The sequence below is a fragment of the Xanthomonas sp. NCPPB 3569 genome (genome assembly GCF_041475645.2).
Taxonomy (GTDB): Bacteria; Pseudomonadota; Gammaproteobacteria; order Xanthomonadales; family Xanthomonadaceae; genus Xanthomonas; species Xanthomonas phaseoli.
Genome location: NZ_CM192969.1, coordinates 491,064 through 517,020, shown reverse-complemented (window position 1 = coordinate 517,020; position 25,957 = coordinate 491,064). Strand labels below are relative to the sequence as shown.

The 25,957-nt window shown below is 62.8% G+C and carries 25 protein-coding genes and 2 pseudogenes; 17 read left to right on the top strand and 10 right to left on the bottom strand.

Translation table 11 applies throughout. The annotated features are described in order from the left end of the window. Nucleotides 1-132: 132 nt before the first annotated feature. Together ACCQ03_RS02095 and ACCQ03_RS02090 are read left to right on the top strand one after the other, a co-directional pair. Nucleotides 133-357 carry a hypothetical protein gene (locus ACCQ03_RS02095; RefSeq protein ID WP_057678535.1) on the top strand — a complete coding sequence of 75 codons (225 nt, stop codon included), beginning with the start codon at nt 133-135 and terminating at the stop codon, nt 355-357. Continuing rightward, nucleotides 354-899, top strand: a complete 546-nt coding sequence (locus ACCQ03_RS02090; RefSeq protein ID WP_017156452.1) for a gamma carbonic anhydrase family protein — start codon at nt 354-356, stop codon at nt 897-899. Before ACCQ03_RS02095 ends, ACCQ03_RS02090 begins: the two co-directional genes overlap by 4 nt. Before the next feature lie 57 nt (nt 900-956). On the opposite strand, the gene ACCQ03_RS02085 is transcribed toward ACCQ03_RS02090, so the two are convergent. Together ACCQ03_RS02085 and ACCQ03_RS02080 are read right to left on the bottom strand one after the other, a co-directional pair. Beyond that, nucleotides 957-1,145 (bottom strand): hypothetical protein, encoded by a 189-nt coding sequence (locus ACCQ03_RS02085; RefSeq protein ID WP_031420773.1) that lies wholly within the window; start codon nt 1,143-1,145, stop codon nt 957-959. Between the two features lie 126 nt (nt 1,146-1,271). Next, a complete protein-coding gene (locus tag ACCQ03_RS02080) occupies nt 1,272-2,633 on the bottom strand; it encodes a glycoside hydrolase family 5 protein (protein ID WP_150145393.1) in 1,362 nt (453 codons plus the stop codon). A 382-nt stretch (nt 2,634-3,015) separates the two neighbouring features. Here ACCQ03_RS02080 and ilvD point away from each other — a divergent pair, with 382 nt between their 5' ends. Then, nucleotides 3,016-4,854 (top strand): dihydroxy-acid dehydratase, encoded by a 1,839-nt coding sequence (gene ilvD, locus ACCQ03_RS02075; protein ID WP_057678537.1) that lies wholly within the window; start codon nt 3,016-3,018, stop codon nt 4,852-4,854. A 115-nt stretch (nt 4,855-4,969) separates the two neighbouring features. Here the strand turns inward: ilvD and ACCQ03_RS02070 are convergent. Next, a pseudogene (locus tag ACCQ03_RS02070) lies at nt 4,970-5,908 on the bottom strand (integron integrase). 697 nt (nt 5,909-6,605) lie between these two features. Between ACCQ03_RS02070 and ACCQ03_RS02065 the strand changes: the two are divergent. The 3 genes from ACCQ03_RS02065 to ACCQ03_RS02055 all read left to right on the top strand — a co-directional run bounded on the left by ACCQ03_RS02065 (nt 6,606) and on the right by ACCQ03_RS02055 (nt 9,736). Further along, nucleotides 6,606-6,809, top strand: a complete 204-nt coding sequence (locus tag ACCQ03_RS02065) for a hypothetical protein (RefSeq protein WP_057678538.1) — start codon at nt 6,606-6,608, stop codon at nt 6,807-6,809. Nucleotides 6,810-8,150: 1,341 nt separating this feature from the next. After that, entirely contained in the window at nt 8,151-8,603 is a 453-nt protein-coding gene (locus tag ACCQ03_RS02060) for a hypothetical protein (protein ID WP_139790945.1), read from the top strand. An 839-nt stretch (nt 8,604-9,442) separates the two neighbouring features. Then, nucleotides 9,443-9,736 carry a hypothetical protein gene (locus ACCQ03_RS02055; RefSeq protein ID WP_150145390.1) on the top strand — a complete coding sequence of 98 codons (294 nt, stop codon included), beginning with the start codon at nt 9,443-9,445 and terminating at the stop codon, nt 9,734-9,736. Between the two features lie 175 nt (nt 9,737-9,911). Here the strand turns inward: ACCQ03_RS02055 and ACCQ03_RS02050 are convergent. Continuing rightward, a protein-coding gene (locus ACCQ03_RS02050) for an IS3-like element ISXcd1 family transposase (RefSeq protein ID WP_223842567.1) occupies nt 9,912-10,999 on the bottom strand; the annotation gives its coding sequence in 2 pieces (ribosomal slippage) (nt 9,912-10,747 and nt 10,747-10,999; 1,089 coding nt in all). Between the two features lie 309 nt (nt 11,000-11,308). On the opposite strand from ACCQ03_RS02050, the gene ACCQ03_RS02045 reads away from it, so the two are divergent. The 4 genes from ACCQ03_RS02045 to ACCQ03_RS02030 all read left to right on the top strand — a co-directional run bounded on the left by ACCQ03_RS02045 (nt 11,309) and on the right by ACCQ03_RS02030 (nt 13,243). Beyond that, a complete protein-coding gene (locus tag ACCQ03_RS02045; RefSeq protein WP_139790889.1) occupies nt 11,309-11,725 on the top strand; it encodes a hypothetical protein in 417 nt (138 codons plus the stop codon). Nucleotides 11,726-11,756: 31 nt separating this feature from the next. Further along, nucleotides 11,757-12,101: a hypothetical protein gene (locus ACCQ03_RS02040; RefSeq protein WP_057679514.1), complete on the top strand. Its 345-nt coding sequence runs from the start codon at nt 11,757-11,759 to the stop codon at nt 12,099-12,101. Between the two features lie 101 nt (nt 12,102-12,202). Beyond that, nucleotides 12,203-12,637: a hypothetical protein gene (locus ACCQ03_RS02035; RefSeq protein ID WP_057679490.1), complete on the top strand. Its 435-nt coding sequence runs from the start codon at nt 12,203-12,205 to the stop codon at nt 12,635-12,637. Nucleotides 12,638-12,838: 201 nt separating this feature from the next. Further along, nucleotides 12,839-13,243 carry an MAPEG family protein gene (locus ACCQ03_RS02030; RefSeq protein WP_209265872.1) on the top strand — a complete coding sequence of 135 codons (405 nt, stop codon included), beginning with the start codon at nt 12,839-12,841 and terminating at the stop codon, nt 13,241-13,243. 71 nt (nt 13,244-13,314) lie between these two features. Here the strand turns inward: ACCQ03_RS02030 and ACCQ03_RS02025 are convergent, their stop codons facing one another. Further along, nucleotides 13,315-14,286 carry an IS5 family transposase gene (locus tag ACCQ03_RS02025; protein ID WP_150147813.1) on the bottom strand — a complete coding sequence of 324 codons (972 nt, stop codon included), beginning with the start codon at nt 14,284-14,286 and terminating at the stop codon, nt 13,315-13,317. Nucleotides 14,287-14,391: 105 nt separating this feature from the next. Between ACCQ03_RS02025 and ACCQ03_RS02020 the strand changes: the two genes are divergently transcribed. After that, on the top strand, nt 14,392-14,787 hold the full coding sequence (locus ACCQ03_RS02020; protein ID WP_150145386.1) for a hypothetical protein: 396 nt from the start codon (nt 14,392-14,394) through the stop codon (nt 14,785-14,787). A 180-nt stretch (nt 14,788-14,967) separates the two neighbouring features. Here ACCQ03_RS02020 and ACCQ03_RS02015 read toward each other — a convergent pair whose 3' ends face one another. Further along, nucleotides 14,968-15,399 carry a winged helix-turn-helix transcriptional regulator gene (locus tag ACCQ03_RS02015; protein WP_005920016.1) on the bottom strand — a complete coding sequence of 144 codons (432 nt, stop codon included), beginning with the start codon at nt 15,397-15,399 and terminating at the stop codon, nt 14,968-14,970. A 136-nt stretch (nt 15,400-15,535) separates the two neighbouring features. On the opposite strand from ACCQ03_RS02015, the gene ACCQ03_RS02010 reads away from it, so the two are divergent. After that, complete coding sequence (locus ACCQ03_RS02010; RefSeq protein WP_057679493.1) at nt 15,536-16,414, top strand: SDR family oxidoreductase; 879 nt, start codon at nt 15,536-15,538, stop codon at nt 16,412-16,414. Nucleotides 16,415-16,804: 390 nt separating this feature from the next. Here the strand turns inward: ACCQ03_RS02010 and ACCQ03_RS02005 are convergent. Further along, a pseudogene (locus ACCQ03_RS02005) lies at nt 16,805-16,993 on the bottom strand (hypothetical protein); the annotation flags it as partial. Between the two features lie 259 nt (nt 16,994-17,252). Between ACCQ03_RS02005 and ACCQ03_RS02000 the strand changes: the two are divergent. Continuing rightward, nucleotides 17,253-18,710 (top strand): OprO/OprP family phosphate-selective porin, encoded by a 1,458-nt coding sequence (locus ACCQ03_RS02000; protein WP_057679494.1) that lies wholly within the window; start codon nt 17,253-17,255, stop codon nt 18,708-18,710. Between the two features lie 153 nt (nt 18,711-18,863). Next, nucleotides 18,864-19,820 carry a 2-keto-3-deoxygluconate transporter gene (gene kdgT / locus ACCQ03_RS01995; protein WP_057679515.1) on the top strand — a complete coding sequence of 319 codons (957 nt, stop codon included), beginning with the start codon at nt 18,864-18,866 and terminating at the stop codon, nt 19,818-19,820. A 207-nt stretch (nt 19,821-20,027) separates the two neighbouring features. Here the strand turns inward: kdgT and ACCQ03_RS01990 are convergent, their stop codons facing one another. From ACCQ03_RS01990 to msuE, 3 genes are all read right to left on the bottom strand, one after another. Continuing rightward, nucleotides 20,028-21,056 (bottom strand): methionine synthase, encoded by a 1,029-nt coding sequence (locus ACCQ03_RS01990; RefSeq protein WP_017157612.1) that lies wholly within the window; start codon nt 21,054-21,056, stop codon nt 20,028-20,030. 28 nt (nt 21,057-21,084) lie between these two features. Next, a complete protein-coding gene (locus ACCQ03_RS01985) occupies nt 21,085-22,068 on the bottom strand; it encodes a DUF1852 domain-containing protein (protein ID WP_209227572.1) in 984 nt (327 codons plus the stop codon). Between the two features lie 139 nt (nt 22,069-22,207). Beyond that, on the bottom strand, nt 22,208-22,795 hold the full coding sequence (msuE, locus tag ACCQ03_RS01980; protein WP_209227570.1) for an FMN reductase: 588 nt from the start codon (nt 22,793-22,795) through the stop codon (nt 22,208-22,210). 182 nt (nt 22,796-22,977) lie between these two features. Here msuE and ACCQ03_RS01975 point away from each other — a divergent pair, with 182 nt between their 5' ends. The 3 genes from ACCQ03_RS01975 (at nt 22,978) to ACCQ03_RS01965 (ending at nt 25,565) form a co-directional block, all read left to right on the top strand. Continuing rightward, nucleotides 22,978-23,892, top strand: coding sequence for a LysR family transcriptional regulator (locus ACCQ03_RS01975; RefSeq protein WP_017157615.1), 915 nt, complete (start codon nt 22,978-22,980; stop codon nt 23,890-23,892). Then, the gene (locus tag ACCQ03_RS01970) at nt 23,892-24,557 is read left to right on the top strand and encodes an epoxyqueuosine reductase QueH (RefSeq protein WP_057679497.1); all 666 of its coding nucleotides are present in this window, start codon (nt 23,892-23,894) and stop codon (nt 24,555-24,557) included. The genes ACCQ03_RS01975 and ACCQ03_RS01970 overlap by 1 nt, the downstream gene beginning before the upstream one ends. A 108-nt stretch (nt 24,558-24,665) precedes the next feature. Next, on the top strand, nt 24,666-25,565 hold the full coding sequence (locus tag ACCQ03_RS01965) for a methylenetetrahydrofolate reductase (protein ID WP_057679498.1): 900 nt from the start codon (nt 24,666-24,668) through the stop codon (nt 25,563-25,565). The last annotated feature ends 392 nt before the right edge of the window (nt 25,566-25,957 follow it).

Here is a 25,957-nt window from a genome sequence, read left to right as displayed (position 1 = left end):
CCGATGCGCGATGTGTTGCGACCGCCTGCGCACGCTAGCCGATTGCACAGCCGGTTCAAGGCCGATGACCGCAGCGCTGTGCGCGTATCGGAAATGCGTAGATGCGCCTGGCCCGCGCTGCGATGTCTTCGCATGCATCGCGTGGCTTGCCGTTCGCGGCGTTGGAATCTCTGGCGACGCGACACGACCCATTGCACATCGACCGACCCGGCCACGTCTGCCAACGACCTTGCACGCAGTGCATTCGTGCGTTGGTTACTGCAGCGCGGCGCGCTGCCGCAGCAGCAACCGCAGCGCAGGTATCATCCGCGGCGTGTCCGCAGTGGGCGGCACGCTGACTTGACGGAGATGCCGTGACCCCGATTCGTTCCTTCCTGGACCACACCCCGCAGCTGGGTGCCCGCGTTTACGTCGATCCTGCCTGCACCATCATCGGCAAGGTGAGCCTGGGCGATGACGTCTCGGTCTGGCCGGGCACCGTGATTCGCGGCGACGTCAATCATGTGCAGATCGGCGCGCGCACCAACGTGCAGGACGGCACCATCATCCACGTCAGTCACCACAGCCCGTTCAACAAGGCCGGCTACCCCACCGTGATCGGCGAGGACGTCACCGTCGGTCACGGCACCATCCTGCACGCCTGCACCATCGAGGACCTGTGCCTGATCGGCATGGGCGCCTGCGTGCTCGATGGTGCAACGGTCAAACGTTATGGCTTTGTCGGGGCCGGTGCGGTGGTGGGCCCGGGCAAGGTGGTTGGCGAGGCCGAGCTGTGGCTGGGCAATCCTGCACGCCTGGCGCGCACGCTCAGCGACAAGGAAATCGAAAGCCTGCATTACTCCGCGCAGCATTACGTGCGGCTCAAGGATCAATACCTGGGCGCCTCACCCGCCGGCTGAGCCGCAGCACAGGCAGTGCGTCTGGCGCGTGCGTGACGGTACCGGGCGTGTGCGCGGCTACGGCTGCGTGGCGTGCTCCAGTGCCGTCAGCATGGCCAGCGCCTGGGCGCGCGATGCACCGCACATGTCCTGGGACGGACGCAGGCTGGTGCAGACCGCTGGCCGCGTCGGCAGGCCGAACAGGCGGCAGCGCCCCTGCCCGTCCAGTTGCACGCACGGCACCCCCGCCGGCTTGCCATGCGGCATGCCGGGAATGGCCGAACTGATGGAGGGGGCGATACAGCAGGCCGCGCAGCCGGCGCGGCAGGGAATGTCCATGTGCATGCCGCAGTGTAAACCGCCGCCACCTCCCGGCAGCGGCGGCGATACCCGCTAGCGGGGCGGAATGTAGCTGGACAGGCGCACGTCGAAGAACGCCTGCACGGCAGCCAGGTTGGACTTGGCCTGGATGTCCGCACCCACGTCGCGGCTCATGCCCAGCACGTCGTCATCCGGCCACCCGGGGCCGAAGCACCATTGCGTGCTGGGAATGTTGAAGGCCTGCAGATGCGCCAGCATGCGCGTGGTGGCGACCTCCGCGCTGCGGTTGCCGGCCGGATAGCCGTGCTCGCCCAGGTAACCGCGCTTGCCTGCCTGCTGCAGCGCTTCGATAAAAGGGTTGACCATGTCGATGCCGGTGTCCGGCTGGATCACCTCGTTGCGTCCACCGGACCCGATCCAGTTGCCGCCCCCGCTGCCGTTGCTGTCGAGATAGTTGTGCGCCTCGTACACGATGCGATCGTACGGGTCCGGGATGTCGAACAGGTCCATCGAATCGTCCTGCCAGCGCCGGGCGCTGGCATAGCCGTTGCCGCACACGAACACGAAATGGTTTCGATCGCGGTCGATGATGGCCTTGGAGCAGGCGGTGGCGGTCTTCTGCCAATGTGCGGCCATCGACAGCACGCTGCCATCGGCATTGCGCTCGGCGCCCTGGTACGGCTCGTTCATGACGCCCCAGCCGAACACCGCCGGGTGCTGCTTGAACCGGTTGACGATGCGCGCCCACAGATCCGGCAAGCCGGCGTCGTTGTAGAGCGTGCACCCCGGCGTGCCGATCACCCGGTATTCGTAGAGCTTGAGCAGCTGATCGCGACTGTCCAGATAGCCCACGTAATTGAAGTTGCGCAGCGGGTAGGTGTCGGCCCACAGCCCGGCCGCCGCCAGATCGCCGACGCGGTTGCCGCGCGCGTCGACCACTGCACCGCTGGCATCGCGTCGATACCCGCTCTTGGCCGCCACCCGCTGCGGCAGCCGCATGTAATCGTGCAACTCCACGATGGCGCGCTTGCCGCGCGCAGCGATGTTGTCCAGCGCGTCCTGCACCTGCGTGCAGTAGCTCTCGTTCAACGGCGCGCCCTGCCCACGCGTGAAGCGCGCGGCGGTGGTCGGCAGGCGGAAGAGCGGGCAGCGCCCTGCCGCAGCCACATGCTGGGCAGTGATGGCGCGGTAATGCGTGCCGATCTCGGCGTTCTCCACATAGCTATTGGAGGCCAGGCCGGACAGGTTGAGGCCAGCGAACGGCAGGCTGGCGCTTTGCGCGGCTGCACGGCCTGCCCAGCCGGTGGCGGCCACGACGGCGGCGCCGGCCGCGCCTTGCAGCACACGCCGGCGGCTGATGCCGCCAGCGACCGGTGGCGCAGTGGAATGGGATGATGCCGTGAGTGCGCGGCGTGGAGATGGATGGTCGGACATCGGGGCGCCTCCTGCGGTGCCGTTGAAAAGATCCTCGCCGGCACAGCTCCCCTCGGCCGCAGCGGTCCCTGTCGATGGTGGCTGCGCCCCGGCGCCCGGATCTGCGCGCCGGTTCGCACTCCCGCCACTGCATGCCCGGACGCATACGTTTACATCGCATTACATGACAGGCCAACGGCGCCGCGCATGTGCGGGCTGCAAGGCGATGACCGATGAGCGGCAACTGCACGGCATGCCGGCAGCGCCCGCCGCTGCACTTCGAGTGCACACCGGCGTGCGTGCTACCGTGCGGACCTGCGCGTGCGGTGACGGTTGCAGCAGCAACAGTCACGACGCGCTCTAATTGCCAGCCACCGCTCGCCAATCAGCCGTCGAATTCGCCATGCCCGAGTACCGTTCCAAAACCTCTACCCACGGCCGTAACATGGCCGGCGCCCGCGCCCTGTGGCGTGCCACCGGCATGAAGGATGGCGACTTCCACAAGCCCATCATCGCTATCGCCAACTCGTTCACGCAGTTCGTGCCCGGGCATGTGCACCTGAAGGATCTCGGGCAGCTGGTCGCGCGCGAGATCGAACGCGTCGGCGGCGTGGCCAAGGAGTTCGACACCATCGCCGTGGACGATGGCATCGCGATGGGCCATGACGGCATGCTGTATTCGTTGCCCAGCCGCGAGATCATTGCCGACTCGGTCGAATACATGGTCAATGCGCATTGCGCCGACGCGCTGGTGTGCATTTCCAATTGCGACAAGATTACCCCCGGCATGTTGATGGCCGCGCTGCGGCTCAATATCCCCACCGTGTTCGTCTCCGGCGGCCCGATGGAAGCCGGCAAGACCAAGCTGGCCGAGCACAAGCTCGACTTGATCGATGCGATGGTGATCGCCGCCGACGACAGCGCCTCCGACGAAAAGGTGGCCGAATTCGAGCGCAGCGCCTGCCCCACCTGCGGCTCGTGCTCGGGCATGTTCACCGCCAACTCGATGAACTGCCTGACCGAAGCGCTGGGCCTGTCGCTGCCCGGCAACGGCACGGTTGTCGCCACGCACGCCGACCGCGAGCAGCTGTTCCTGCGTGCCGGACGCGTGGCGGTGGAACTGTGCCACCGTTGGTATGGCGGCGAAGACCCCACCGCCCTGCCACGCGGCATCGCCACCTTTGAAGCCTTCGAAAATGCGATGACGCTGGACATCGCCATGGGTGGCTCGACCAATACCATCCTGCACCTGCTCGCTGCCGCGCAGGAAGCCGAGGTTGCCTTCGGCATGCAGGATATCGACCGCCTGTCCAAACGCGTGCCGCAGCTGTGCAAGGTCGCGCCGAACACGCCCAAGTACCACATCGAAGACGTGCATCGTGCCGGCGGCATCATGGCCATTCTCGGTGAGCTCGCGCGCGGCGGCCTGCTGCATACACATGCGGCCACCGTGCACGCACGCACGCTGGCCGAAGCCATCGCGCAATGGGATATCACCCAGACCGACGATGAAGTAGTACACACGTTCTACAAGGCTGGCCCGGCCGGCATTCCCACCCAGATCGCCTTCAGCCAGGCCACGCGCTGGGACAGCCTGGATACCGACCGTAGCGACGGCTGCATCCGCGATGTCGCGCACGCGTTCTCGCAGGAAGGCGGCCTGGCCGTGCTGTACGGCAATATCGCGCGCGACGGCTGCGTGGTGAAAACTGCCGGCGTGGACGAATCCATCCACGTCTTCGAAGGCAATGCCCGCGTGTACGAGAGCCAGGACGCAGCAGTCAAGGGCATTCTTGCCGACGAGGTGGTTGCCGGGGATGTGGTGGTGATCCGCTACGAGGGCCCTAAAGGCGGCCCCGGCATGCAGGAAATGCTCTACCCCACCAGCTATCTCAAATCCAAGGGCCTGGGCAAGCAATGCGCCCTGCTCACCGACGGCCGCTTCTCCGGCGGCACCTCGGGCCTGTCGATCGGCCACGCCTCACCGGAAGCTGCCGCAGGCGGCGCGATTGGCTTGGTGCGCGACGGCGACAGGATCCTGATCGACATTCCCCAGCGTTCAATCAACCTCATGATCTCCGACGAGGAACTTGCGCTGCGGCGCGCAGCGCAAGATGCCAAAGGCTGGAAGCCGGTGGAAGTGCGCCCACGCAAGGTCACTACTGCACTGAAGGCGTATGCGTTGCTGGCCACCAGTGCGGATAAGGGTGCGGTACGGGATAAGGCGTTGCTGGATGGTTGAGACATTCGGCCGACTGCACTAGCGTCGGCTGATAGTTCCGTCTGCATGCAGCACATCGGCAGCGGAGCAGCACCTGCGACCCAAGAGCGGACGCACCACCGCCGGCAAAGCCGCCTCACCCATCGCTGCCCATGAGGCCGAACCCATCCAAGGGGCTGCAAACCGCCGACGCACCGCGTCCCAGCACATGCGTGTAGATCTGCGTGGTGCTCACGTCCTTGTGCCCCAGCAGTTCCTGTACGGTGCGGATATCGTGGCCGGCCTCCAGCAGATGGGTGGCGAACGAATGCCGCAAGGTGTGGCAGGTCGCCGGCTTGACGATGCCAGCCTGCTGCCGTGCCGACTGCACCGCACGCTGCAGAATTTCTTCAGAGACATGGTGCCGGCCAGGCCGGCCGCTGCGCGGATCCTGCGACCGGCGCACAGACGGGAACAGATATTGCCACCCCGGCTCAATGTCGGCATTGGGATACTTGCGCGCCAACGCGTGCGGCAAGAAGACCCGACCGGCACCGGCCGCCAGATCCGCCGCATGCACCAACAGTGCGCGTTCGCGTTGCCGCTGTAGCGCCTCTCGCAGGCTGTGCGGCAACGGCACCCGGCGGTCTTTGCCGCCCTTGACATCGCGCACCACGATCTCGCCACGCGCGGCATCCACGTCCTTGATGCGCAGGCGCAGGCATTCCATCAACAGCAGGCTGGCCATCAGCCAGCACGGCCCTTCCAGCACCGCCAGTAAACGTGCAACCTCCTCGCGCGAAAGCACTACCGGAATCCGCCTGGGCAGCTTGGCGCGCACCAGGTTTTCCATCCACGGCAACTCGATGCGCAGCACTTCGCGGTAAAGAAACAACAGCGCAGCCAACGCCTAGTTCTGGGTGCCCGCAGACACCCGGCCATCAGTGGCCAGCCGCGTCAGGAACACCTCGACTTCCGCCTGCCCCATCTGCGCCGGATGGCGCTTGCCGCCGGCCAGGATGAAGCGCCGTATCCAACTGACATACGCCTGCTCGGTGCGTAGGCTGTAGTGCCGAATCCGCAGGCGGTCTCGCACCTGATCGAGTAGCCGAAGTGGTGGAGGTGCTGTTACGCCGTTAGTTTTTGGGGGTGTATCTCATACGCCTGCGTCCTTGCTGGATAACACTGAAAGTATCCGTATGGTCGCGGCCGTTTGCCATCGTGCAATCCCGTAACCCCGGCTAGGATTTCCCCGTTCACAAAGCGCCAGCAATCGAAGATACTCCCCGCAACACCGCATTTCGGTGGTCCGATAGTTGTTAGGCACCAATGGATAGTCAGCCGGCTCCCCCAACAAAGCTGTTTATTGGTGTGGCCGCCGCAAGTATCTTGGCTGTGGTTGGCCTAGCCGCCCTTGGCCTGGCCCAGGACTTCGGAGATTTGTTGTTTGTGGCTCTCTGCGTGGTGGTAGTCGCAGTGCAACTAGGCACTGGCTACCCGATCTCCAGAACCGCGTTGCCTGGCCCACACCGCCGAGTAGATCCGCTGGGGTTCTTGTTTGCAGTCGGGTTACCCTCTTTGGCAGCGGTAATCACCGTGGTGCTAGCTCTGGCTCGCCGGGGCGTTCTACTAGTTGGCGCCTAACAATTCGTCCAAGCCGACGCTGCGTAGTGGAGGCAAAAGTCTGGCAGAGAAAGCCTGCCAGTCTTTTGCCTCCACTACGCAGCGCGGCTTAACTCAGGTCTTAGGCCGCGGAGGGAAGGCAGGTGTTTACCTACTCAGACGGAACAGCCATGAAGATCGGAGACTCCGTGTTGTTGGAGAGCGGCCAGACACCCGGTACCATCGAGCTGATCGTTGTTACGCAGTCGGAGATGCAGTCAATCGGCGTTGAGGAGTCTGGTGTCATGCTGCTGGCCGAGCCGTTCGGCCGCGTCTATATGCCAGAATGGTCTTTGCAGAGAGAGCCTTTGCAGTTTGTTTCTCACGGGCCGTAGGCCTAACAGTTCATTCAAGCCGACGCCGCTTCGCGTCGCGGCTCAACTCAGGTGTTAGGCCCGCAAAAAACTCCCCAGAGATCTGCCAAACAGCAATGGACTACTCACTGCAAATCATCGCACCGGGCCCTCGGCCACCTTACTTTCAAGTTGCGGAGCACCTGTGGGGCGTAGGTTGCGATATCGACTCAGACGGTGACAGCGCTACCCCAGAGGATCGTCATTGGACGGAGCTAACCTTGTGCTTGCGCAGCAGTCCGGAGCAAAGGGTAGACATTGATCCACTTTCCAGTGACCCTTTGGTTCTCGTGGTCCGCTCTTCGGATCAATCACTTTGTCGGCAGACGGCAGATTCATTACCTCTGTTTCTGGCGGTGAGATCCAGCGGGCCTAACAATTCATACAAGCCGAACCCGCTTCGCGGGTCGGCTTAATTCAGGTGTTAGGCCTTATGAAAACAATCCGGGCGACAATTTGCGCTCTGCTTGACCGTGAGGGTTACCTAGAGGCCGCCGAGGCGTGGCTTGCTGCGCGTACTCCATCACTCGCCTTTGTGCCAGAGCCAGATGGCTGCGGTTGCTGTGTCATCTCCTGGGATGTAGAGGGTCCAGATGCGGTCATCGCTACAATTCCACAGCATTTGCTGGCAGGCAGCAGCTGGGCATCTCCTGCTGAGGCCTAACAATTCATTCAAGCCGAACCCGCTTCGCGGTCGGCTTAATTCAGGCGTTAGGCAACAATGGACAGAGATTCGAAGGAATGCGATGAATGCCAGATTCGATATGTCGCCACTGCTTCGAGCATGTCATCACTTTGCCCAGAGTGCGCCCATGTTCTTTATGGCACTCCCAAGTGCTCACATGAGTTCATCTTGGGGCAATGCGTCATCTGCGGCTGGGATGGTTCTAGTTCGCTGTACATTCAATCGCTACTCCGGCCACCTACGACATCGGCCTAACCATTCATTCAAGCCGACGCCGCTTCGCGGCGCGGCTTAACTCAGGCGTTAGGCCGCTGACCATGAATACGACAATCCTGCGAGTGACAGCATGGGACCGGTCGCAAGCTTGGACGGATGATCTCGCGCACACCCGCAACATTCTGGTTGCAATGCTTCGTCGGTCGTCTTCTCTAGGTCACGTGCAAGCAAAGCGACTTGTCAAAGCTGTGCTTGCTGGTGCAGAGACAGACTTACCGCTTCAGAACCCAGCTCTCGTCCAACCGATACGACATGCGCTGCAATCAATCGGCGCCGAGGTGGAACTTGTCGTACCATCGCCCTAACAATTCATTCAAGCCGATGCCGCTTCGCGGCACGGCTTACTTCAAGTGTTAGCCGTCATGAAGAGCAACTTTGTACTCGTAGTTCTTGTTCTACTCGCCGGTGCAGCATCAGCCGCAGAGCCGCAAAGCACCTGCTCAAAGTGGGCGCTGCAGATCGCGGGAGGTGACGCGGAAGCGTGCTCCGACTTGTGCCCTCAGGCTGCTGCGTTCGATCACTACAACTATCGTCAAGGCCTATCCGCAGCGTTTGGTTCAGAGAAGGGTCTGACGCGTTTCCTTGGCTACTTGCAGCGATCCAGTATCATTGGCGCGGGCGCAGAGGCGCATGCCTGCTCTGTGAGCGCGCTGCTCGAGCATTGGGGCGACCAGGCTTTTGCCCGTCACCTTTCAACGCAATCACCCACGGTGAGGGAGAAAGCAATTGGTCTGATTGATTACACGGCATTGCCAAACTTCAAGGCGCGCTACCCTAAGACCTATCGGGCTCGCCGCTCAGGAGTAGGCGGCTAAAAATTCGTCCAAGCCGATGCCGCTTCACGGTGCGGCTTAACTCAGATGTTAGGCCACATTCGGGTACATCCATGCAGGCAGCGGACTATCTCGACCGGCATTACATCGGCATCCGGAAGCAGTCTGAGACCGAAGAGCTGTGCGACTATGAGTTCATCTGCACGGAGTACCGGCGGATAGGCACTAAGCGTCTTGAGCAGCTGGGATACGTTACGGGTGTCTCCCGAATAGACAAGCAAACTGGGAATACTGAGCTAGTGCGGCCTATGGCCGGCGATGAAGATCTCCGCGCTTTCAACCGAGCAAGTTACAAGATTCGCAAGTGCTGGCTAGCCGGCGAGCTTCCTAGTTCAGAGCAGTACTGTGCGGGCTAATGTGGCCTAACAATTCGTACACGCCGACACTGCTTCGCGGCGCGGCTTAACTCAGGTGTTAGGCCCAATCGAAGAGTTGGCGAGCTGAAAATGGAAAGATTTCTTAGAGGGCTTTTCGCAACCATCCTATTTGCTGCGCTGGCTTACCTTCCCTGGCACTACTGGGAAGCCTCACGTCTAGTCATGCGCGGCGAGGCGCCTGCAGGTACGATGGGGATTGGTTCTCAAAGTGCAGGCGAAGCTATTTGGTGGCTCATGGGACTGGGAATGCTCTTGTGGGTACCGTTGTCTCTGGTGATAGCGGGCGTGGCTTCGTTGGCCTTTCTTGCGCTTACTCGCACCAAAAGCTGAATGGTTGCGCTGCAAGATTGAAGGCCGCGCGCAAACGACAAGCCTAACAATTCATTCAAGCCGAACTGGCTTCGCCAGTCGGCTTAATTCAACCGTTAGGCAGCAGACCAAGCAATGCAGCATTTCAAAGTCATGCTTTCCGGCCGGGGAATCGACTTACCATTCGACGGCACGCCGGTTGTTGGGTTCTTCACTACCAGACTTGTTCGCGCCGCAGACCTGTCAGCTGCAGAGCAGCAGGCTAAGGGCCTTGTTCTGTTGGAGTGGCAGTCTGGCGGCACCTATGCAGCTACCAACTGTGGTTCCGCCCCGACTCTGACAGTTGAGGAGTCTTTCCCAGTCTGTTTTCTGGCCGGCATATTAGGCCGCAAGCCATCTGGCTATACCTTCTATAGTCATGAGGACTAGACTGCTGCCTAATAATTCATTCAAGCCAAACCCGCTTCGCGGGTCGGCTTAATTCCGGTGTTAGGCAGTAGTGGAGCAAATGTGTTGGTGGTTACCGCTTCGGTGATTTTTCTTGCCTGCATGCGGTCGGCTCCGGGGGTAATCCCCCCGCTTTGAGCGTTCGCCAAAAGTGGAGCTAGGCGGCCATCGCCAATTTCATTGCTGGCGTGATACCGCCGAGCGCCATGTTGGGGCGCTCATGGTTGTACGTCCATAGCCAGCGCGTGGCCTTGTCCTGAACCTGCTCGATGGTGTCGAACAACGTTGTGGCCAGCCAGGCGTAGCGGACGGTGCGGTTGTAACGTTCGACATAGGCATTCTGCTGCGGCTTGCCTGGCTGGATGTGCTCGATCCGAATCCCGCGCTGCTGTGCCCAAGCTAGCAGCGCGCCGCTGATGTACTCCGGGCCGTTGTCGCAGCGAATGGCGTTTGGCTTGCCGCGCCAGTCAATGATCTGTTCCAACGAGCGGATCACCCGGGCCGATGGCAGCGATAAGTCGACCTCGATGCCCAGACCCTCACGGTTGAAGTCATCGAGCACATTGAACAACCGGAAGCTGCGGCCGTCGGCCAGCTGGTCGTGCATGAAATCCATCGACCAGACCTGGTTGATCGTCTCCGGCACCGCCAACGGCTCTGGCCGCTCGCGCACCAGCCGCTTCTTCGGCTTGATCCGCAGGTTCAACTCCAGCTCCCGATAGATGCGGTACACCCGCTTGTGATTCCAGCCAAAGCCCTTCACGTTGCGCAGGTGCAGAAAGCACAGGCCGAACCCCCAATCACGATAGGTTGTGGTCAACCGCACCAGCCAATCGGCAATCCGGGCGTTCTCCTCGCTGGCCTTGGCTTGATAGCGAAAGCAGGTCTCGCTCACCGCAAAGGTCCGGCAGGCATGCCGGATGTTCGTGTGGCCACCATCTACGGCCCATCGGGCCATCTCCCGGCGTTGAGATGGCCTCACCATTTTTTTGCCATCGCCTCCTTCAGCAGGTCGGCGCTGAGCTGGGCATCGGCGTACATCTTCTTCAGGCGCCGGTTCTCGTCCTGCAGCTCCCTGAGCTGGGACATCAGCGATGCGTCCATGCCGCCGAACTTGCTGCGCCACTTGTAGAACGTCGCCGAGCTGATGCCGTGTTCCCGGCACAACTCCGGCACGGGCGTGCCGGCCTCGGCCTGCTTGAGGACGGCAATGATCTGGCTGTCGGTGAAGCGGGATGTCTTCATGGAACCTCCTCGGAAAAGGGTACGAGAAAATTCCACTTCTGGCGTCAGCTAACCTGTGGGGGGATTACCCAGCCAGCGGCCTTCCCCAGACCGGCGGACCTTGGAAGAGTCATCCTGGTGGGCGCGGTTCAGCCAGTCCGTGAGGCTGCTTTCGCCGTCGAGTGTGCCGGCTCGGGTGGGCACACCATCTGGCTGGCGGAGATAGTCGGGGCAGAGTCAGAGAGGGCTTCCACTCGTTCGGCGGCGCCTAGCATTCACCAAGCCCGACCTGCCTGGCGGGTCGGCTTTAACTCAGGTATCAAGTGGCTCATGCGTAATACGGCGGCTTGGGGTTATCTCCACGACGGCTCCCTGGATCGGGCCGAGGGAACCGTGCCCGGTGATCTGGTTCTCTCCGTCTCACTCCCTTACCTGCGCAGGTATTTCCAGCCGGAGGGCGATGGGTTCGTGCTCATGCTAAGGGGCTGCAGCCTTTTCAAGCTCGAAGATCATGATGGCGCCGTGCTGGAAGACCCACACCAAATCGCCGAGCGCTCACCCGAGCTGCTCTCGATTGTCAGTGAGGCACCGCTGGCCATCTACACCACCCTAGGTACACTCACGCTTGCCTATCGGTCGCTGGAGCTCGCGCTCGATACCGGCCAGACACTACCCGCTGCATCGCTCGCTCAGGCAAGCTCCAACTACTGGAAGGGGTGGTCCGAGCGGCACGGCGGAAGTGCCTAGCAATTCATACAAGCCAACGTGGCTACGCAATCTGGCTCAACTCAGGGTTAGTCTCATGCCAAAATTCTGCAGCGAGTGTGGCTCGGAGCTCAGAGAGGTTGGCGACTTTCGTCCTCGCTGGTTCAGCGTGTACGAATGCACTAGCGGTGCACCTCTTCACGACTTCATCGCGATCGGAGACGCGCAGCGGGTCTTCCCTCTACTTCCGCTCAGCCTCGGAGTCAAACAGCGGCTTGTCGATGCAGAGCCATCACTGATAACGCTGGCCGCCTCACGCATCCAGACGATTGATTACAAGACCGTGTCCATTGTTCAGTTCGAGCACACGCTCTTGGGCTGCTACAAGGAGACTGGCTCCATCGGTGCAGCCTCGTAGATCCTAGCTATGCGCGCATGCAAGCCTGCTTGGGGTAAGCTGCCCGCTCGGTCAAGATCCAGGTCGCGCAGCCCGCTTACCTTAGGCGCAGGTAATCCGACATGAGCCAACCGTCGGCCGCGATCAAAGAAAGGGTCCTGCGCGAGATGGCCACAGCCATCGCCAACAACGATTGGCAAGCCACCTACGATCTCTTTTCTCTCGCTCAAAGCATTCCGGATCTGGAGCAGAAGGTTGACCTGTTCAATCGCCTGCTCGTGCTGTCTGGGCATGAACTCCATCAAGAGGTCACGCGAGAGATCCAGCTACTTCGTAGCCCATCCAGCGTTACGTACATTCGACAGGTACTTGCCAATGGGTTTCAGATGTTTCAGTACACGTGTTCCGAGCCAGGCGTCATCGCGAAATGGTTTAGCCATGCGCTCGCTGATATTGATACACCCCAGTCGATTGCGGTCATTGAAGAGTTTGCGAAATGCAGTGACCCGGAAATCGCAGAAGAAATGACCTACCGTCTGAGGCGCATCAATGCCTGAAGCCTGCGCCAAGGTGACCTCGAACGTTCGCCGGCAGAGAGAGCCATGGTGCATCTAGACAGAAAGCAACGAGGAGTGGTCATCGGCATGGCATCGGGACTTCTTGCTTCTCTACTCGTTGTGTTTCTGGCATCACGGGCGTTCTTGAGCTGGGACGCACCAGAGCGCGCAGGCACCGGCTTATTGTTGCCCGCTGCGGCAATGTTCCTCGCCATCGCGCGCATGGCCAAGCACCGCTTCGTTACGCCCGCAGACATCGACGGGAGCGCGCTGAGTGATGGCACTGCTCGTGCCAGGACATTGCAATCCTTACTTCAAAACACGACGGAGCAGCTAGCGTTTGCGCTCCCGGTCTACGTCGCCGCCCTGCTGAGCACGCGCCCCGCTATCCAAGCCGCAGTTCCAGCATGCGCTTGTGCCTTCTTGCTTGGGAGGCTGATCTTCTTCGCAACCTACAGTGGCGGTGCTGGCGCCAGGGCGCTGGGGTTCGCACTGACCTTCTATCCCACTGTGCTGCTGCTCATCTGGCAACTCGTGCTGCTTGCAGCTAGGGAAGGTCTGAACAACGCGATCGGAGGATGTGGTAAGCCATATCGGTCGCGGTGACCGCGCTCAGATCCTCGGTTTTTCGCCGTTTTTGGCGCTTTTTCGGGGTATCGTCCCGATTACGGGCGCACCTACCCCGCGGCGGTAATGAACTCTTTGCGCTTCAGCCACAGATTCGACAGCGCAAACAGCATCAGCATCTGTGCGGTGTTCTTCGCCAAACCGCGATAGCGCACCTTGACGTAGCCAAACTGGCGCTTGATCACCCGAAACGGGTGTTCCACCTTTGCACGCAGGCTGGCTTTTGTGTGCTCCCAGCGCTTGGCCAACTTCAGTTCGCGCTTGTTCTTAATCTGCTTCAGCTTCGAGGGCTTCTCCGCGATCAGGTAGCGCAGTTTGCGCTTGCGCTTCATCTCCTCGCGTTTCTCAAGCCCGGTGTAGCCGCTGTCCGCGCACAGCGTGTCCTCCTTGCCGTGCAGCAGCTTGTGCGCTTGTGTGATATCGGCCACGTTGGCCGCCGTGCACTCCACGTGGTGCACCAGCCCGGAGTCATCGTCCACCCCGATGTGCGCCTTCATCCCGAAGTAGTACTGGTTGCCCTTCTTGGTTTGGTGCATCTCCGGATCGCGCTCGCCATCCTTGTTCTTGGTCGAGCTGGGCGCAGCGATGATCGTGGCGTCCACGATCGTCCCGCCGCGCAAGCTCTGCCCCTTGCGCGACAGGTGCGCGTTGACCCGATTGAACAGCTTGCGCGCCAAATCGTGCTGCTCCAACAGATGGCGGAAGTTGAGAATCGTCGTCTCGTCCGGCACCTCATCCAGCCCGCCGATCTTGGCGAAACGGCGCATCGACACCGTGTCGTACAGCGCTTCTTCCGCCGATGGATCGCTCAGTGCATACCACTGCTGCAAAAAGTGGATGCGCAGCATGGTCTCCAGCCGATACGGCTGTCGCCCCGGCTGCCCCGACTTCGGGTAGTGCGGCTCGATCAGCGCCAGCAGGTCCTTCCACGGCACGACCTGGTCCATCTCGGCCAAGAACACCTCACGCCGCGTCCGCTTGCGCTTGCCGTTGTACTCCGCGTCGCCGAAGGTCAGCTGCATCGAAATCGTCTACTCGGGTCGTTGATCGATTGTGGCAGATCACGATGGATTGTTCAGAGTTTCCCTAGTGTTGCCGGCTAGCAAGTCATTGAGGCATTGGGCCGCATGCAGACATCTCTAGAACCTTTCGGCTCCGAGATCCAGTGGCATGAGGGCTCAGACGTCATCGAGATCACCAGCACTCGCTCTGGCCTGCGCATTGTTGTGGCGGCGCCGGAAGGGGTCGATCGCTACCTTGAGCTCCACTTTCCTTTCGTTCGGGCGTTCCAGGTGATGGACGAGGGGGACATGCTTGAGTATTGGGAAAGCCCACTCACTACAGGCCACGTCCTCTACAAAGTCGTTTCCGGCGGCTGGCGGGATCGCACTGCAGGTCACTTCCTGCACGTCACCGCATCGTTAGGCGCGATGCAGGAGTGGCTCATCGTCTCCGAGTGCCTCTGTGTGTCTGTCCTCTCAGCGTATGTGCCGCATCTTCGCGAATTCGGCGATGCGGCATAACCATTCGCGCTGAAGCCACTTCACAACGCGGCTTGACTCAAGCGTCAAACGCACATGAGAGAGGTGCAAGCACGGACGTTTGCGAGCGCATTTTGCAGTCAGGGCCAGCCGAAGCGCACGACTGGAGCGCCGCTGCACCACGTCAGCGCATTCGCTTGAACGCGCTGACGCAGCGTGCGCCTATGCCATCGCTTCGTCGGGATCCAACGCCACTGCTGCCTGCTGCGCGCGATCGAATCGCTCGCGGGCTGCTCGGATGCTGCCGTGGTTCTCGCCCGCCCAAGTGAGCAGTTGCGAGACTGGGCCGAGTAGCGCGATGCCCAGCTTGGAGAGCGCGTATTCCACGCTCGGCGGCTTGGTGGCGTAGACCTTGCGGGTGATCATGCCGTTGCGCTCGAGATTGCGCAGGGTCTGGGTCAACATGCGCTTGGAAATGTCCGGCACGGCGCGTTGGATGGCACTGAAGCGGGATGGGCCGGGGATCAGCGTCAGCAGGATCAGCAGGGTCCACTTGTCGCCGATCTGGTCGAGCACATCGCGTACCGGGCACTTGGTAGCGTCGAAGGGTCCTTCCAGGGAAGGCGGCAGCGGGAACAGGGCAATCGCATTCACGTGGGGTATCTCACGGTAACCAGGGGGAGCAAAACTGCCTACTTGCGGGAGCCCGCGCGGGGCTGACACTATGCGGGCGACCAGTTAGGTCTAGATAGTAGACCAAATCTCTTATGCAAACCTACCGGAGCCCGTCATGACATCTGCATCCCCCCTGATTCTTGTCACCGGCGCCAGCGGGCAGTTGGGTGCGCTGGTTGTCGAAGCGCTGCTTGGCCATCTGCCTGCCAACCGCATCGTAGCAACGGCCCGGGATACCGCGTCACTTGCCGAGTTCGCAAAACGCGACATCGCGGTACGTCAGGCCGACTATGCGAACCCGCACAGCCTGGACGCGGCCTTCGCCGGCGTAGGCCGCGTGTTGCTGGTCTCGTCCAATGCAGTGGGCCAGCGCGTGCCGCAACACCGCAACGTGATCGAGGCGGCCAAGCGCGCCGGGGTGGAATTGCTGGCGTATACGAGCATCCTGCATGCCGATACCAGCACGCTGTCGCTGGCCGCCGAGCATGTGGCCACCGAGGCGCTGCTGCGCGAGAGCGGCGTGCCGTACGCATTGCTGCGCAATGGCTGGTACACCGAAAACTACACTGGCTCGATCGCCGCGGAAGTCGCCCATGGCGCAGTGATCGGCAGCGCGGGCGAAGGCAGGATCAGCGCCGCCACGCGCGCCGACTATGCTGCGGCCGCTGCAGCAGTGCTGGCTTCGGATGCCCCACAGGCCGGGCAGGTATACGAGTTGGCAGGCGATACCGCTTTCACGATGGCCGATTACGCCGCCGAGGTGGCGCAGCAGTCGGGCAAGCCGGTGGCCTATCACGACCTGCCGGAAGCCGATTACGCGGCAGCGCTGGTGCAGATCGGCCTGCCGGCCGGCTTTGCGCAGGTGCTGGCGCAGTGCTCGGCGGCCTCGCGCGGCGGTGACCTGTTCGACGATAGCCATACGTTGAGTCGGTTGATCGGCCGCCCCACCACGCCGTTGCGCGACGCGGTGGCGTCGGCACTCGCAGTGCGCTGAGCCACCGCTGGGACCACGGCGCTGGCGGGGCGTTCGGCACGCGATCGCTGGCGCAGCGTTGCGCAGGTGCGCCGTGACCGCCTGGGATCACGGCGACCTCCGTGCGGCTTCACCCCATGCGACCGTCGGCGATGGCCGGCTGATCGGCGTGGCCGGGTGTGTCGGGAAGTTCGCCAGTGCGTTGGTCCAGCGGCATCGGTTGAGGCGATCGGCAGTGGCGCTGCCAACAGCCGCTCAGCAACCGCGCGCATCGCCGTTGGTCGATGCGTGGTGCAGTGATCGAGCCGACGTGACCCCGCGTAGCTGCTCACGCTGAAGACCTGCACAGCCTGGACACGGCGCGATGCACCGCCACCGCAAGACTCGGCAAGGTGACCGAGCCGCTGCCGCTCACCTGCTTGTGCCGCTCAGGTGCTCGCCCAGACGCAAGGGTGGCGCAGCCGCGCCCCACGCCGGCGAATCCAGCAGGTACTGCCGCGCAGCCATCGGCGATGCACAACGTCGGAACATGGATGGCGCGCGCGCAATCTCGTCGTGCTGCGGCCGCCCGTTCCCGCAGGCAGTTCTGTACGAGCGCCTTCACCACATTGCGCGCAGCTGGGCGCCTCACATTGGTCGCATAACTGCCATCGCCGCGACACGACCGTGACACAAGGCCCGCGGCAGCGAAGCCAGGCAGCGTCACCAAACTGACATCAAATCTAAATATAACTGCTGCCATTGCCGCTACGTCAGGACGACCGGCGCCTGGCAGGCGCTTCCACGCCGTGCAGCCGCCCTCTTGGCAGCACCGGATCGACGCAGCCGCCGACCCGTTTCCCTTGCACGAGCCGGACCAATGAAAAGACGCAATCTCGCCACTGTTCTGTGCGCCCTCAGCGCGACCGCCAGCGGCAGCACGCTGGCCGCCGAGCTGGAGCTGTACGTCGACCGCAAGACCAAGCAGATCTTCGCCGAGCCGGCGCCAGGTCGCGACAAGCTGGGCACCTTCGTGCAGGTGGACGAAAACGGCAAGCTGCCGGCGTCGGCGATGCCGGCAACGCCTGCGCAACCGCTCCCGCCCGCGCCGGGCGCCACCACGCCCGCCGACACAGCCGTTGCCCAGGCCGCACCTGCGCCTGCGCCGGTTGCAACGCCAGCGCCGGCCAAGTCCGGCGACGCCGGCAAGAAGTGGTACGACAAACTCAGCCTGCGCGGCTACACCCAGATCCGCTACAACCAGGGCATCGGTGGCGATGCGCAAGACCTGCGCGCGCCGGGCGATCGCTTCATCGGCAACGACCAGAGCCTGGGCATCCGGCGTGCGCGCCTGGTACTGAGCGGCGATCTCAACGAGCATGTGTCGCTGTATTTCCAGCCCGACTTTGCCAGCACGCCCACCGGCTCGACCACCTCCAACTTCGCCCAGCTGCGCGATGCCTACGCCGATATCTTCTTCGACAAGAAGCGCGAGTACCGCGTGCGCGTGGGCCAGTCGAAAATGCCGTACGGCTGGGAAAACCTGCAGTCCAGCCAGAACCGCCTCACGCTGGACCGTGCCGATGCACTCAACTCGGGCCTGCGCGACGAACGCGATATCGGTGCGGTGTTCTATTACAGCCCTACCGTGGCCAAGGGCCGCTTCCAGGACCTGGTCAAGTCGGGATTGAAGGGCTCGGGCGATTACGGCGTGATCGGTGCCGGTGTGTACAACGGCCAGGGCGCCAACCGTGCCGAGCGTAACGACAGCATGCACGCGGTGGTGCACGCCACCTACCCGTTCAAGTTCGCCAACGGCCAGTACCTGGAAGTGGGCGCCGATGCGTACAGCGGGCGCTTCGTACCGACTGCGGCGGCAGTGAACATCGGTGGCCGCAGCTTTACCCCGGCGATTACCGAGCCCAGTGGCTATACCGACCAGCGCGTGGCTGCGCACATCATCTACTACCCGCAGCCGTTCGGCCTGCAGGCGGAGTGGACGGTGGGCCGTGGCCCGGAACTGGATGTGGCCCAGCGCCGCATCCGCACCCGCTCGTTGAGCGGTGGCTATGTGCAGGCCATGTTCAAGCACGACTTCAACTACGGCACGCTGCTGCCCTACCTGAAATGGCAGACCTACCGCGGCGGCTCCAAGTTCGACACCAATGCCCCGCGCATGCGCCTGGACGAAGTGGAAGCCGGTGTCGAATGGCAGCCGATGGATGCGCTGGAACTGGTGTTCGCCTATTCGAAGATGAAGCGCACCGACGTCAGCACCGCGCCGTATCCGGTAGTGGAAGGCGACTTGCTGCGTCTGCAGTTGCAGGTCAATTACTGAGCAAGGTGGGCAGCGCCGGTCATGGCTGCTGCGGCGGTCATGACCGGCGTATTCGTGTGCGGCTGCGTGCGTTCGCGCCGGGATCTGCATGTACGCACGCGCCTGCGCGATGCTGCCAGCCTCGCGCGTGGTGACGCGCTCACTGGAACGCAGATGCGCATCAAGGCCACAGTGGAGCGGCTTCCTGGCGGGATGATGCTGGCCCCCTTGTTGCTCGGGGCGCTTTGCCACACGCTCTGGCCGCAGGCCGGCAGTACCTTGGGGTCTTTCAGCAACGGCCTGATCAGCGGCACCGTTCCGATCCTGGCGGTGTGGTTCTTCTGCATGGGAGCGAGCATCCAGCTGCGCGCCTCCGGACGGGTGCTGCGCCGTTCGGGCAGCCTGGTGCTGACCAAGATCGCGGTGGCCTGGCTCGTCGCAATGCTGTGCGCCCCATTGCTTCCCATCGGCGGTGTGCCGAGCGGGCCGCTGGCCGGGCTGTCGGTCCTGGCGCTGGTGGCTGCGATGGACATGACCAACGGCGGGCTGTACGCCGCATTGATGCAGCAATACGGCAGCAGCGAAGACGCAGGTGCGGTGGTGCTGATGTCGCTGGAATCGGGCCCGCTGATCTCCATGCTGATCCTGGGTGCCAGCGGCCTGGCCAGCTTCGACCCACGGCTGTTCGTCGGTGCGGTGCTGCCGCTGTTGCTGGGCTTTGCGCTGGGCAACCTCGATGCGGAATTGCGGCAGTTCTTCGCGCAGGCGACCAAGACGCTGGTGCCCTTCTTCGGCTTCGCGCTCGGCAACACGCTGGATCTGTCGACAATCGCGCGTACCGGCGCAAGCGGGGTGCTGCTGGGCGTGGCAGTCATCGCGATCACCGGGCTGCCCTTGCTGCTGGCCGACCGCTGGATCGGCGGCGGCAACGGCACGGCCGGGGTGGCCGCCTCCAGCACGGCGGGTGCCGCCGTGGCCACTCCGGCGCTGATCGCCGGCATGGCGCCGCAGTTCGCACCCGCGGCGCCGGCTGCGACAGCGCTGGTGGCCAGCGCGGTCATCGTCACCTCGTTGCTGGTGCCGCTACTGACGGCCTGGCATGCACGCCGTCGCGTTGCACGCAGCGGCTGAAGGCCGGAAGGGCATCCTGCAGCCTGCGATGAGATGCGTGGGCCATGAGCGTTGCGCCCTGCATGGCGCCGGAGCGATCAGGCTCCGGCGACGCCCGTGCGCAACCGCTGGCGATGAAGTGGACGCCATACACGACCGCCATCTGCTGCGTTCGCGCGCATGCCAGGCCCGCCCGACGGCACGTGGCGCACTGCCGTGGCAGCGGGACTAAGCCGACAGCTCTCCACGCACGATCTGCGCGCCTGCACTGAGTGCACTGAGTTTGCCGCGCGCCACGTGCCGGGCGAGCGGTGCCATGCCGCAGTTGGTGGAGGGATAGAGCTTGTCGGCATCGACGAAGCGCAGCGCCTTGCGCAGCGTCTCGGCCACTTCCTGCGGTGTCTCGATCGTGCTGCTTGCCACGTCGATGGCACCGACCATCACCTTCTTGCCGCGGACCAGTTCGATCAGATCGATCGGCACGTGCGAGTTGTGGCATTCCAGCGAAATGATGTCCAGCGAGGATGTCTGCAGCTTGGGAAACGACTCTTCGTACTGGCGCCACTCCGAGCCCAGCGTCTGCTTCCAGTCGGTATTGGCCTTGATGCCGTAGCCATAGCAGATGTGGACGGCGGTCTCGCACTTCAGCCCTTCCACCGCGCGTTCCAGGGTGGCAACACCCCAGTCGTTGACCTCGTCGAAGAAGACATTGAAGGCCGGCTCGTCGAACTGGATGATGTCCACGCCGGCGGCTTCCAGTTCCCTGGCCTCCTGATTGAGGATCTTGGCAAACTCCCATGCCAGTTTTTCGCGGCTTTTGTAGTGCGCATCGAAGAGGGTGTCGATCATCGTCATCGGGCCCGGCAGCGCCCACTTGATCGGCTGGCGGGTCTGCTGACGCAGGAATTTGGCATCGTCCACGAACACCGACGTTGGGCGGCTGACCGCGCCGACCACGGTCGGCACGCTGGCGTCGTAGCGGTCGCGAATCCTCACCGTCTCGCGCTTTTCAAAATCGACACCGCTGAGATGTTCGATAAAGGTGGTGACGAAATGCTGACGGGTCTGTTCGCCGTCGCTGACGATATCGATGCCGGCGTGCTGCTGTTCCTGCAGCGCCAACCGCAATGCATCCTGCTTGCCTTCGATCAGTTCGGCGTCCTGCAATTTCCAGGGCGACCACAGGGTCTCGGGCTGGGCAAGCCAGGACGGCTTGGGCAGGCTACCGGCGGTTGAGGTGGGGAGCAGCTTGGTCATGATGTGGGATATCGTGGGTTCTGGTTGATTAGGAAGCGTGGCTGGACGCCCACTGCGCAAGAAGGCTGCCGTAGGGCCGGATGAAATGCTCTTCGGTGAATCTGCCCTGCGTCACGGCGAGCTGGCTGCGCTCTTGGCGGTCGTAGACGATCTGGGTGGACGAATAATCCTGATGCTTCAGGCTCGGCCGATAGGTCGGCCCCGCTGCAGCGTTGGCGTTGTAGATTTCTGGCCGGTAGATCTTCTGGAACGTTTCCATCGTGGCGATGGTGCCAATCAGCTCCAGGTTGGTGTAGTCGCCGAGCAGGTCGCCGAAGAAGTAGAACGCCAAGGGCGCAACGCTGTTGGGCGGCATGAAATAGCGCACCTTAAGGCCCATCTTTTCGAAATACTGATCGGTCAACGAAAACGCGTCCTGCCGGTATTCGATCCCCAGGATGGGATGCTGGTTGCCGGTGCGGTGATAGGTTCTGCTGGTGGAGACGCTGATGCAGATGACCGGCGACTTCCGGAAATGCGCGCAGTACGCGGGCGAGTGGACGAAGTGCTTGAACAGCTTGCCGTGCAGGTCGCCAAAATCGTCCGGAATGTTGAAGCCGGACGCGTCTTGGTTGTGCGCGGGCAGCAGCACGCTGAAATCGTAGTCGCGCACGTAGGAAGAGAAATTATTGCCTACAATGCCGTCGATGCGCGCACCGGTGTGCCGATCGACGATGGTGGGCTTCAATATCTCGATCAACGGGAACGCATCGTCCAGCGCGCGTTCGCCGATCTGCATTTCGACCGAAATGATGTCCAGTTCCAGCGCATAGCGGTCACGGCCGGGGTTATCCCAGTGCGCCAGGTCGTTGCAGCGGTTGTTGATCATCGCCAGCGTGTTACGCAAGTTTTCCTGACGTCGCTGACCCCTGGCCAGGTTGGCGAAATTGGTGGTATTGCGCGTCGTGGCCGAGGGACGGTAGTCCTCATCGAAGCGCAGGCTCTTGATGGCGAAATTCAATGCGTGAGTCATTGCGAACTGCTGCCTTGTTTCTGAGATGGGAACGCGCATGCGCTGCGTAACGGCGAATGCCGGCGGCATGCAGGCCGGGAATTGGAGCAGTGCGCGCTTGCCTGCTGCTCCGGTTTCCTGGCGATCGCGAGCTGGGCCCTCAGGCTGCAGCCACGCCCTGCGCGGCGATGGACCGCGCATGCCGGGTCAGCTCGATCAACGGCAATGCCCGCTGTACCGCCAGCCTGGCCCGCTCAGCCAGCGCCTCGTTGTGCACGCGGTAGTCGAGAAAGTCGCGGTCGGTGGCGTAGACGCCCAGCGGCAGGGTGCGTGCCTGGAAGAAGCTGAAGAGCGGGCGGAGCTGATGATCGATCACCAACGCATGGCGGTCGCTGCCCCCGGTTGCGGCGAGCAGCACGGGGGTGTCGATCAACGCGTCTTGATCGATGAAATCGAAGAAATGCTTGAACAGCCCGGTGAAGGAGCCGCGGTAGACCGGGGTTGCCACCACCAGGATGTCGGCCTGCTCCACCAGGCGCAGCGCCTGCTCCACCGCGCCAGGCACCTGGGTCCGCCAGAGCGCGCCAGCAAAATGCGGTGCCAACGCTCCAATTTCGACCAGATGGCGCTCGCACGGCACCTGATCGGCGATCAACTCCAGCAGGTGTTCTGCCAGGGCGACAGCCTTGGAGGGGCGTTGCATCCCGCCGGAGACCGCAACGACGCGGAGTGGGTGTTTGACAGTCATGCTGGGAAACCTTGACGGTGGGATGTCGTGCAGCGCGCCGGAAGATGGCGGTCCGGCCCATGGGCCGGGCCCTGGTCCGAACCGTCGAGCGGCAGCGACTGAACAACGAACCCGATGCTAGGGCTCGCATTCGATGAAGTAAAATGGTGTTATTTCAACAATCCATGAATTCGGATCATTGAATGCTTGAGCGCATCCATCTCACCATCGTCCAGCAGGTCGAGCAGCAAGGCTCGCTGACAGCCGCTGCCGGCGTGCTGAATCTGACCCAGTCGGCGCTGAGCCACAGCATGAAGAAGCTGGAACAGCAGTTGGGCACCGACATCTGGTTGCGCGAGGGCCGCAGCCTGCGCCTGACCCAGGCCGGCCAGTACCTGCTGGCGGTGGCCAACCGGGTGCTACCGCAGCTGGATCTGGCCGAAGAGCGGCTGGGGCAGTTTGCGCAGGGCGAGCGCGGTGCGCTGCGCATCGGCATGGAATGCCATCCTTGCTACCAGTGGCTGCTCAAGTTGGTGGCGCCGTATCTGGCCACGTGGCCGGATGTGGATGTGGATGTGAAGCAGAAGTTCCAGTTCGGCGGCATCGGTGCCTTGTTCGGCTACGAGATCGACCTGCTGGTCACACCCGACCCGTTGTTCAAGCCAGGGCTCAGGTTCGAGCCGGTGTTCGACTATGAGCAGGTGCTGGTCGTGGCCAAGCGCCATGCGCTGGCATCGGCGGCCTACGTCAAGCCACAGCAGCTCACGCGCGAAGTGCTGATCAGCTACCCGGTGGATCTTGAGCGCCTGGATATCTACAGCCAGTTCCTGTTGCCGGCCGGCGTTACCCCGCGGCGCCACAAGGCCATCGAAACCACCGACATCATGATGCAGATGGTGGCCAGCGGCCGCGGCGTGGCCGCCATGCCGCGCTGGCTGGTGGAGGAATATGCGGCCAGGATGGACGTGGTGCCGGTGCGGCTGGGTGCGCGCGGCATCCCCAAGCAGATCTACCTGGGCGCACGCGAGGCGGACATCGGCATCGATTACCTGCGCGCGTTTATCGAACTGGCGCGTGCGCCGGCCAATGCCACTGCCTCCACGCAAGGACCCCACTGATGGATTCCACTGCCCAACGCATGCCACTGCCACTGCCTGATGGCCACGCCAAGGTCTTGCTGCATTCGTGCTGCGCGCCGTGCTCTGGCGAGGTCATGGAGGCGATGCTGGCCTCCGGCATCGACTACACCATCTTTTTCTACAACCCCAACATTCATCCGCGCAAGGAATACGAGTTGCGCAAGGACGAGAACGTGCGCTTTGCCGAGCAGTTCGGCGTGCCCTTCATCGATGCCGACTACGATCGGGACAACTGGTTCGAGCGGGCACGCGGGATGGAAAACGCGCCTGAGCGCGGCGTGCGTTGCACCATGTGCTTCGACATGCGCTTTGAACGCACGGCGCTGTATGCCCACGAGCACGGCTTTCCGGTGATCACCAGTTCGCTGGGCATCTCGCGCTGGAAAAACATGCAGCAGATCAACGACTGCGGCATTCGCGCTGCGGCCAGGTATCCCGGCCTGATGTATTGGGAGTACAACTGGCGCAAGGGCGGTGGCGCCTCGCGCATGATTCAGATCAGCAAGCGCGAACACTTCTATCAACAGGAATACTGCGGTTGCGTCTATTCCCTGCGCGACACCAATCGGCATCGTGTGGACAGTGGTCGCAAGCGTATTCAACTCGGCGTGAAGTTCTACGGCGATGACACGCCGGAAGACTGAGCCTTTCGCCAGTGCCGCGGAAACCACACGTGGATTCCGCGCTGCGTCCGGCCCGATCAGCGCGTCGCGGCGATGCCACCCAATCATCATGACAAGACCGCAAGACCCGTGATTTCTACCGACACGCCACACCTGGCGAGCATCGTTACCGACGCCTATTCGCTGGAGGTCAGCATCAAGGACATCGGCGCACTGACCGACGCGGCGCCGCGTATCCTGCCTGGCTGCGCCATGTTCATTCCCTACTTGCCAGGCCAGAACGAGGCTGCGCGGCTGGCCGCAGCACGGACGGTGCGCGGCCTGGGTTTTGAACCGGTACCGCATCTATCCGCGCGTCGCATCGGCGCGCTCGAGGAACTGCAGGCATCCGTCGCGCGCCTGGTCGATGAGGCCGGCGTCACCCGCTGCCTGGTGATCGCGGGCGATCCCGCTACTGCGAAGGGCCCGTTTCCCGACAGCGTGTCGCTGATCGAGACCGGTGTGTTTGAACGCGCAGGCATCCGCAGCGTCGGCGTAGCGGGTCATCCGGAGGGACATTCGATCATGCGCACGACAGAACAATGGGACGTACTGGAACGCAAGTGCCGCAGCATCCAGGAGCGCGGCATGGCGCCCCTGATCGTGACGCAGTTCGGGTTCGATGCCGACCTCGTGGTGACATGGCTGGAGGCGCTGCGCGCGCGTGGCATGAGCCATCCGGTGCGGGTGGGCGTGCCTGGTCCGGCCAGCGTCGCCGTCCTCGCACGCTATGCGGCACGCTGCGGCGTCGGCGCCTGCGCGTCGGTGCTCTCGAACCATGGCATCTCCATTGGCAAATTGTTCGGCAACGCGGGGCCGGATCGCTTTGTCGGTCGCCTCGTCAGCCGCCTGACGCAAGCGCATGGAGATGTCCGCCTGCACCTGTTTCCGTTCGGCGGCATCGCCCAGTCGGTGGAATGGGTTGCGCAGTATCGCTCTCGCAATGCGCCGCAGCATCGGGTTAGCTCCGGGCCTGCGGATCAGGCGTAAACCAGATCTGTCTGTATGTTCGTGTACGCGGACTCGAGGCGGTCACACCGTTGCTGGTCGGGCCATGAGTCCGCGGCGAGATTGGCCAGGATGAGAGTAACCGAATGCGCTGCATTCCTTTTGGCCAATGCAATCTGGCCTCTACGGCGGCAGTGCGCGAGATTGAAGCAGAATTGTGTCTGCATGCGCTGCGTGCTTCTGCCTGCACCAAGGCCGCGCCCGCCATTCCGATCGCCCTGCTTGCTCGTTGATTTCGGCCACCTGCGCGCAGCGCCGCGAGTGTTGCAGCGCACAGCAGACCTGTCACAAGAGCGCGGTATAACCATCGACGAATCGCGGCGAGGGGGCGCTGCATCCGATGTCGTTGCCATGCGCGATGGCATCGCTTCTGC

Coding starts and splice junctions, on each gene's coding strand:
- ACCQ03_RS02095 (WP_057678535.1), top strand. CDS start 133: ATGCATCGCGTGGCTTGCCGTTCGCGGCGTTGGAATCTCTGGCGACGC.
- ACCQ03_RS02085 (WP_031420773.1), bottom strand. CDS start 1,145: ATGCCGCATGGCAAGCCGGCGGGGGTGCCGTGCGTGCAACTGGACGGG.
- ACCQ03_RS02080 (WP_150145393.1), bottom strand. CDS start 2,633: ATGTCCGACCATCCATCTCCACGCCGCGCACTCACGGCATCATCCCAT.
- ilvD (WP_057678537.1), top strand. CDS start 3,016: ATGCCCGAGTACCGTTCCAAAACCTCTACCCACGGCCGTAACATGGCC.
- ACCQ03_RS02065 (WP_057678538.1), top strand. CDS start 6,606: ATGAAGATCGGAGACTCCGTGTTGTTGGAGAGCGGCCAGACACCCGGT.
- ACCQ03_RS02060 (WP_139790945.1), top strand. CDS start 8,151: ATGAAGAGCAACTTTGTACTCGTAGTTCTTGTTCTACTCGCCGGTGCA.
- ACCQ03_RS02055 (WP_150145390.1), top strand. CDS start 9,443: ATGCAGCATTTCAAAGTCATGCTTTCCGGCCGGGGAATCGACTTACCA.
- ACCQ03_RS02045 (WP_139790889.1), top strand. CDS start 11,309: ATGCGTAATACGGCGGCTTGGGGTTATCTCCACGACGGCTCCCTGGAT.
- ACCQ03_RS02035 (WP_057679490.1), top strand. CDS start 12,203: ATGAGCCAACCGTCGGCCGCGATCAAAGAAAGGGTCCTGCGCGAGATG.
- ACCQ03_RS02030 (WP_209265872.1), top strand. CDS start 12,839: ATGTTCCTCGCCATCGCGCGCATGGCCAAGCACCGCTTCGTTACGCCC.
- ACCQ03_RS02025 (WP_150147813.1), bottom strand. CDS start 14,286: ATGCAGCTGACCTTCGGCGACGCGGAGTACAACGGCAAGCGCAAGCGG.
- ACCQ03_RS02020 (WP_150145386.1), top strand. CDS start 14,392: ATGCAGACATCTCTAGAACCTTTCGGCTCCGAGATCCAGTGGCATGAG.
- ACCQ03_RS02010 (WP_057679493.1), top strand. CDS start 15,536: ATGACATCTGCATCCCCCCTGATTCTTGTCACCGGCGCCAGCGGGCAG.
- ACCQ03_RS02000 (WP_057679494.1), top strand. CDS start 17,253: ATGAAAAGACGCAATCTCGCCACTGTTCTGTGCGCCCTCAGCGCGACC.
- kdgT (WP_057679515.1), top strand. CDS start 18,864: ATGCGCATCAAGGCCACAGTGGAGCGGCTTCCTGGCGGGATGATGCTG.
- ACCQ03_RS01990 (WP_017157612.1), bottom strand. CDS start 21,056: ATGACCAAGCTGCTCCCCACCTCAACCGCCGGTAGCCTGCCCAAGCCG.
- ACCQ03_RS01985 (WP_209227572.1), bottom strand. CDS start 22,068: ATGACTCACGCATTGAATTTCGCCATCAAGAGCCTGCGCTTCGATGAG.
- msuE (WP_209227570.1), bottom strand. CDS start 22,795: ATGACTGTCAAACACCCACTCCGCGTCGTTGCGGTCTCCGGCGGGATG.
- ACCQ03_RS01975 (WP_017157615.1), top strand. CDS start 22,978: ATGCTTGAGCGCATCCATCTCACCATCGTCCAGCAGGTCGAGCAGCAA.
- ACCQ03_RS01970 (WP_057679497.1), top strand. CDS start 23,892: ATGGATTCCACTGCCCAACGCATGCCACTGCCACTGCCTGATGGCCAC.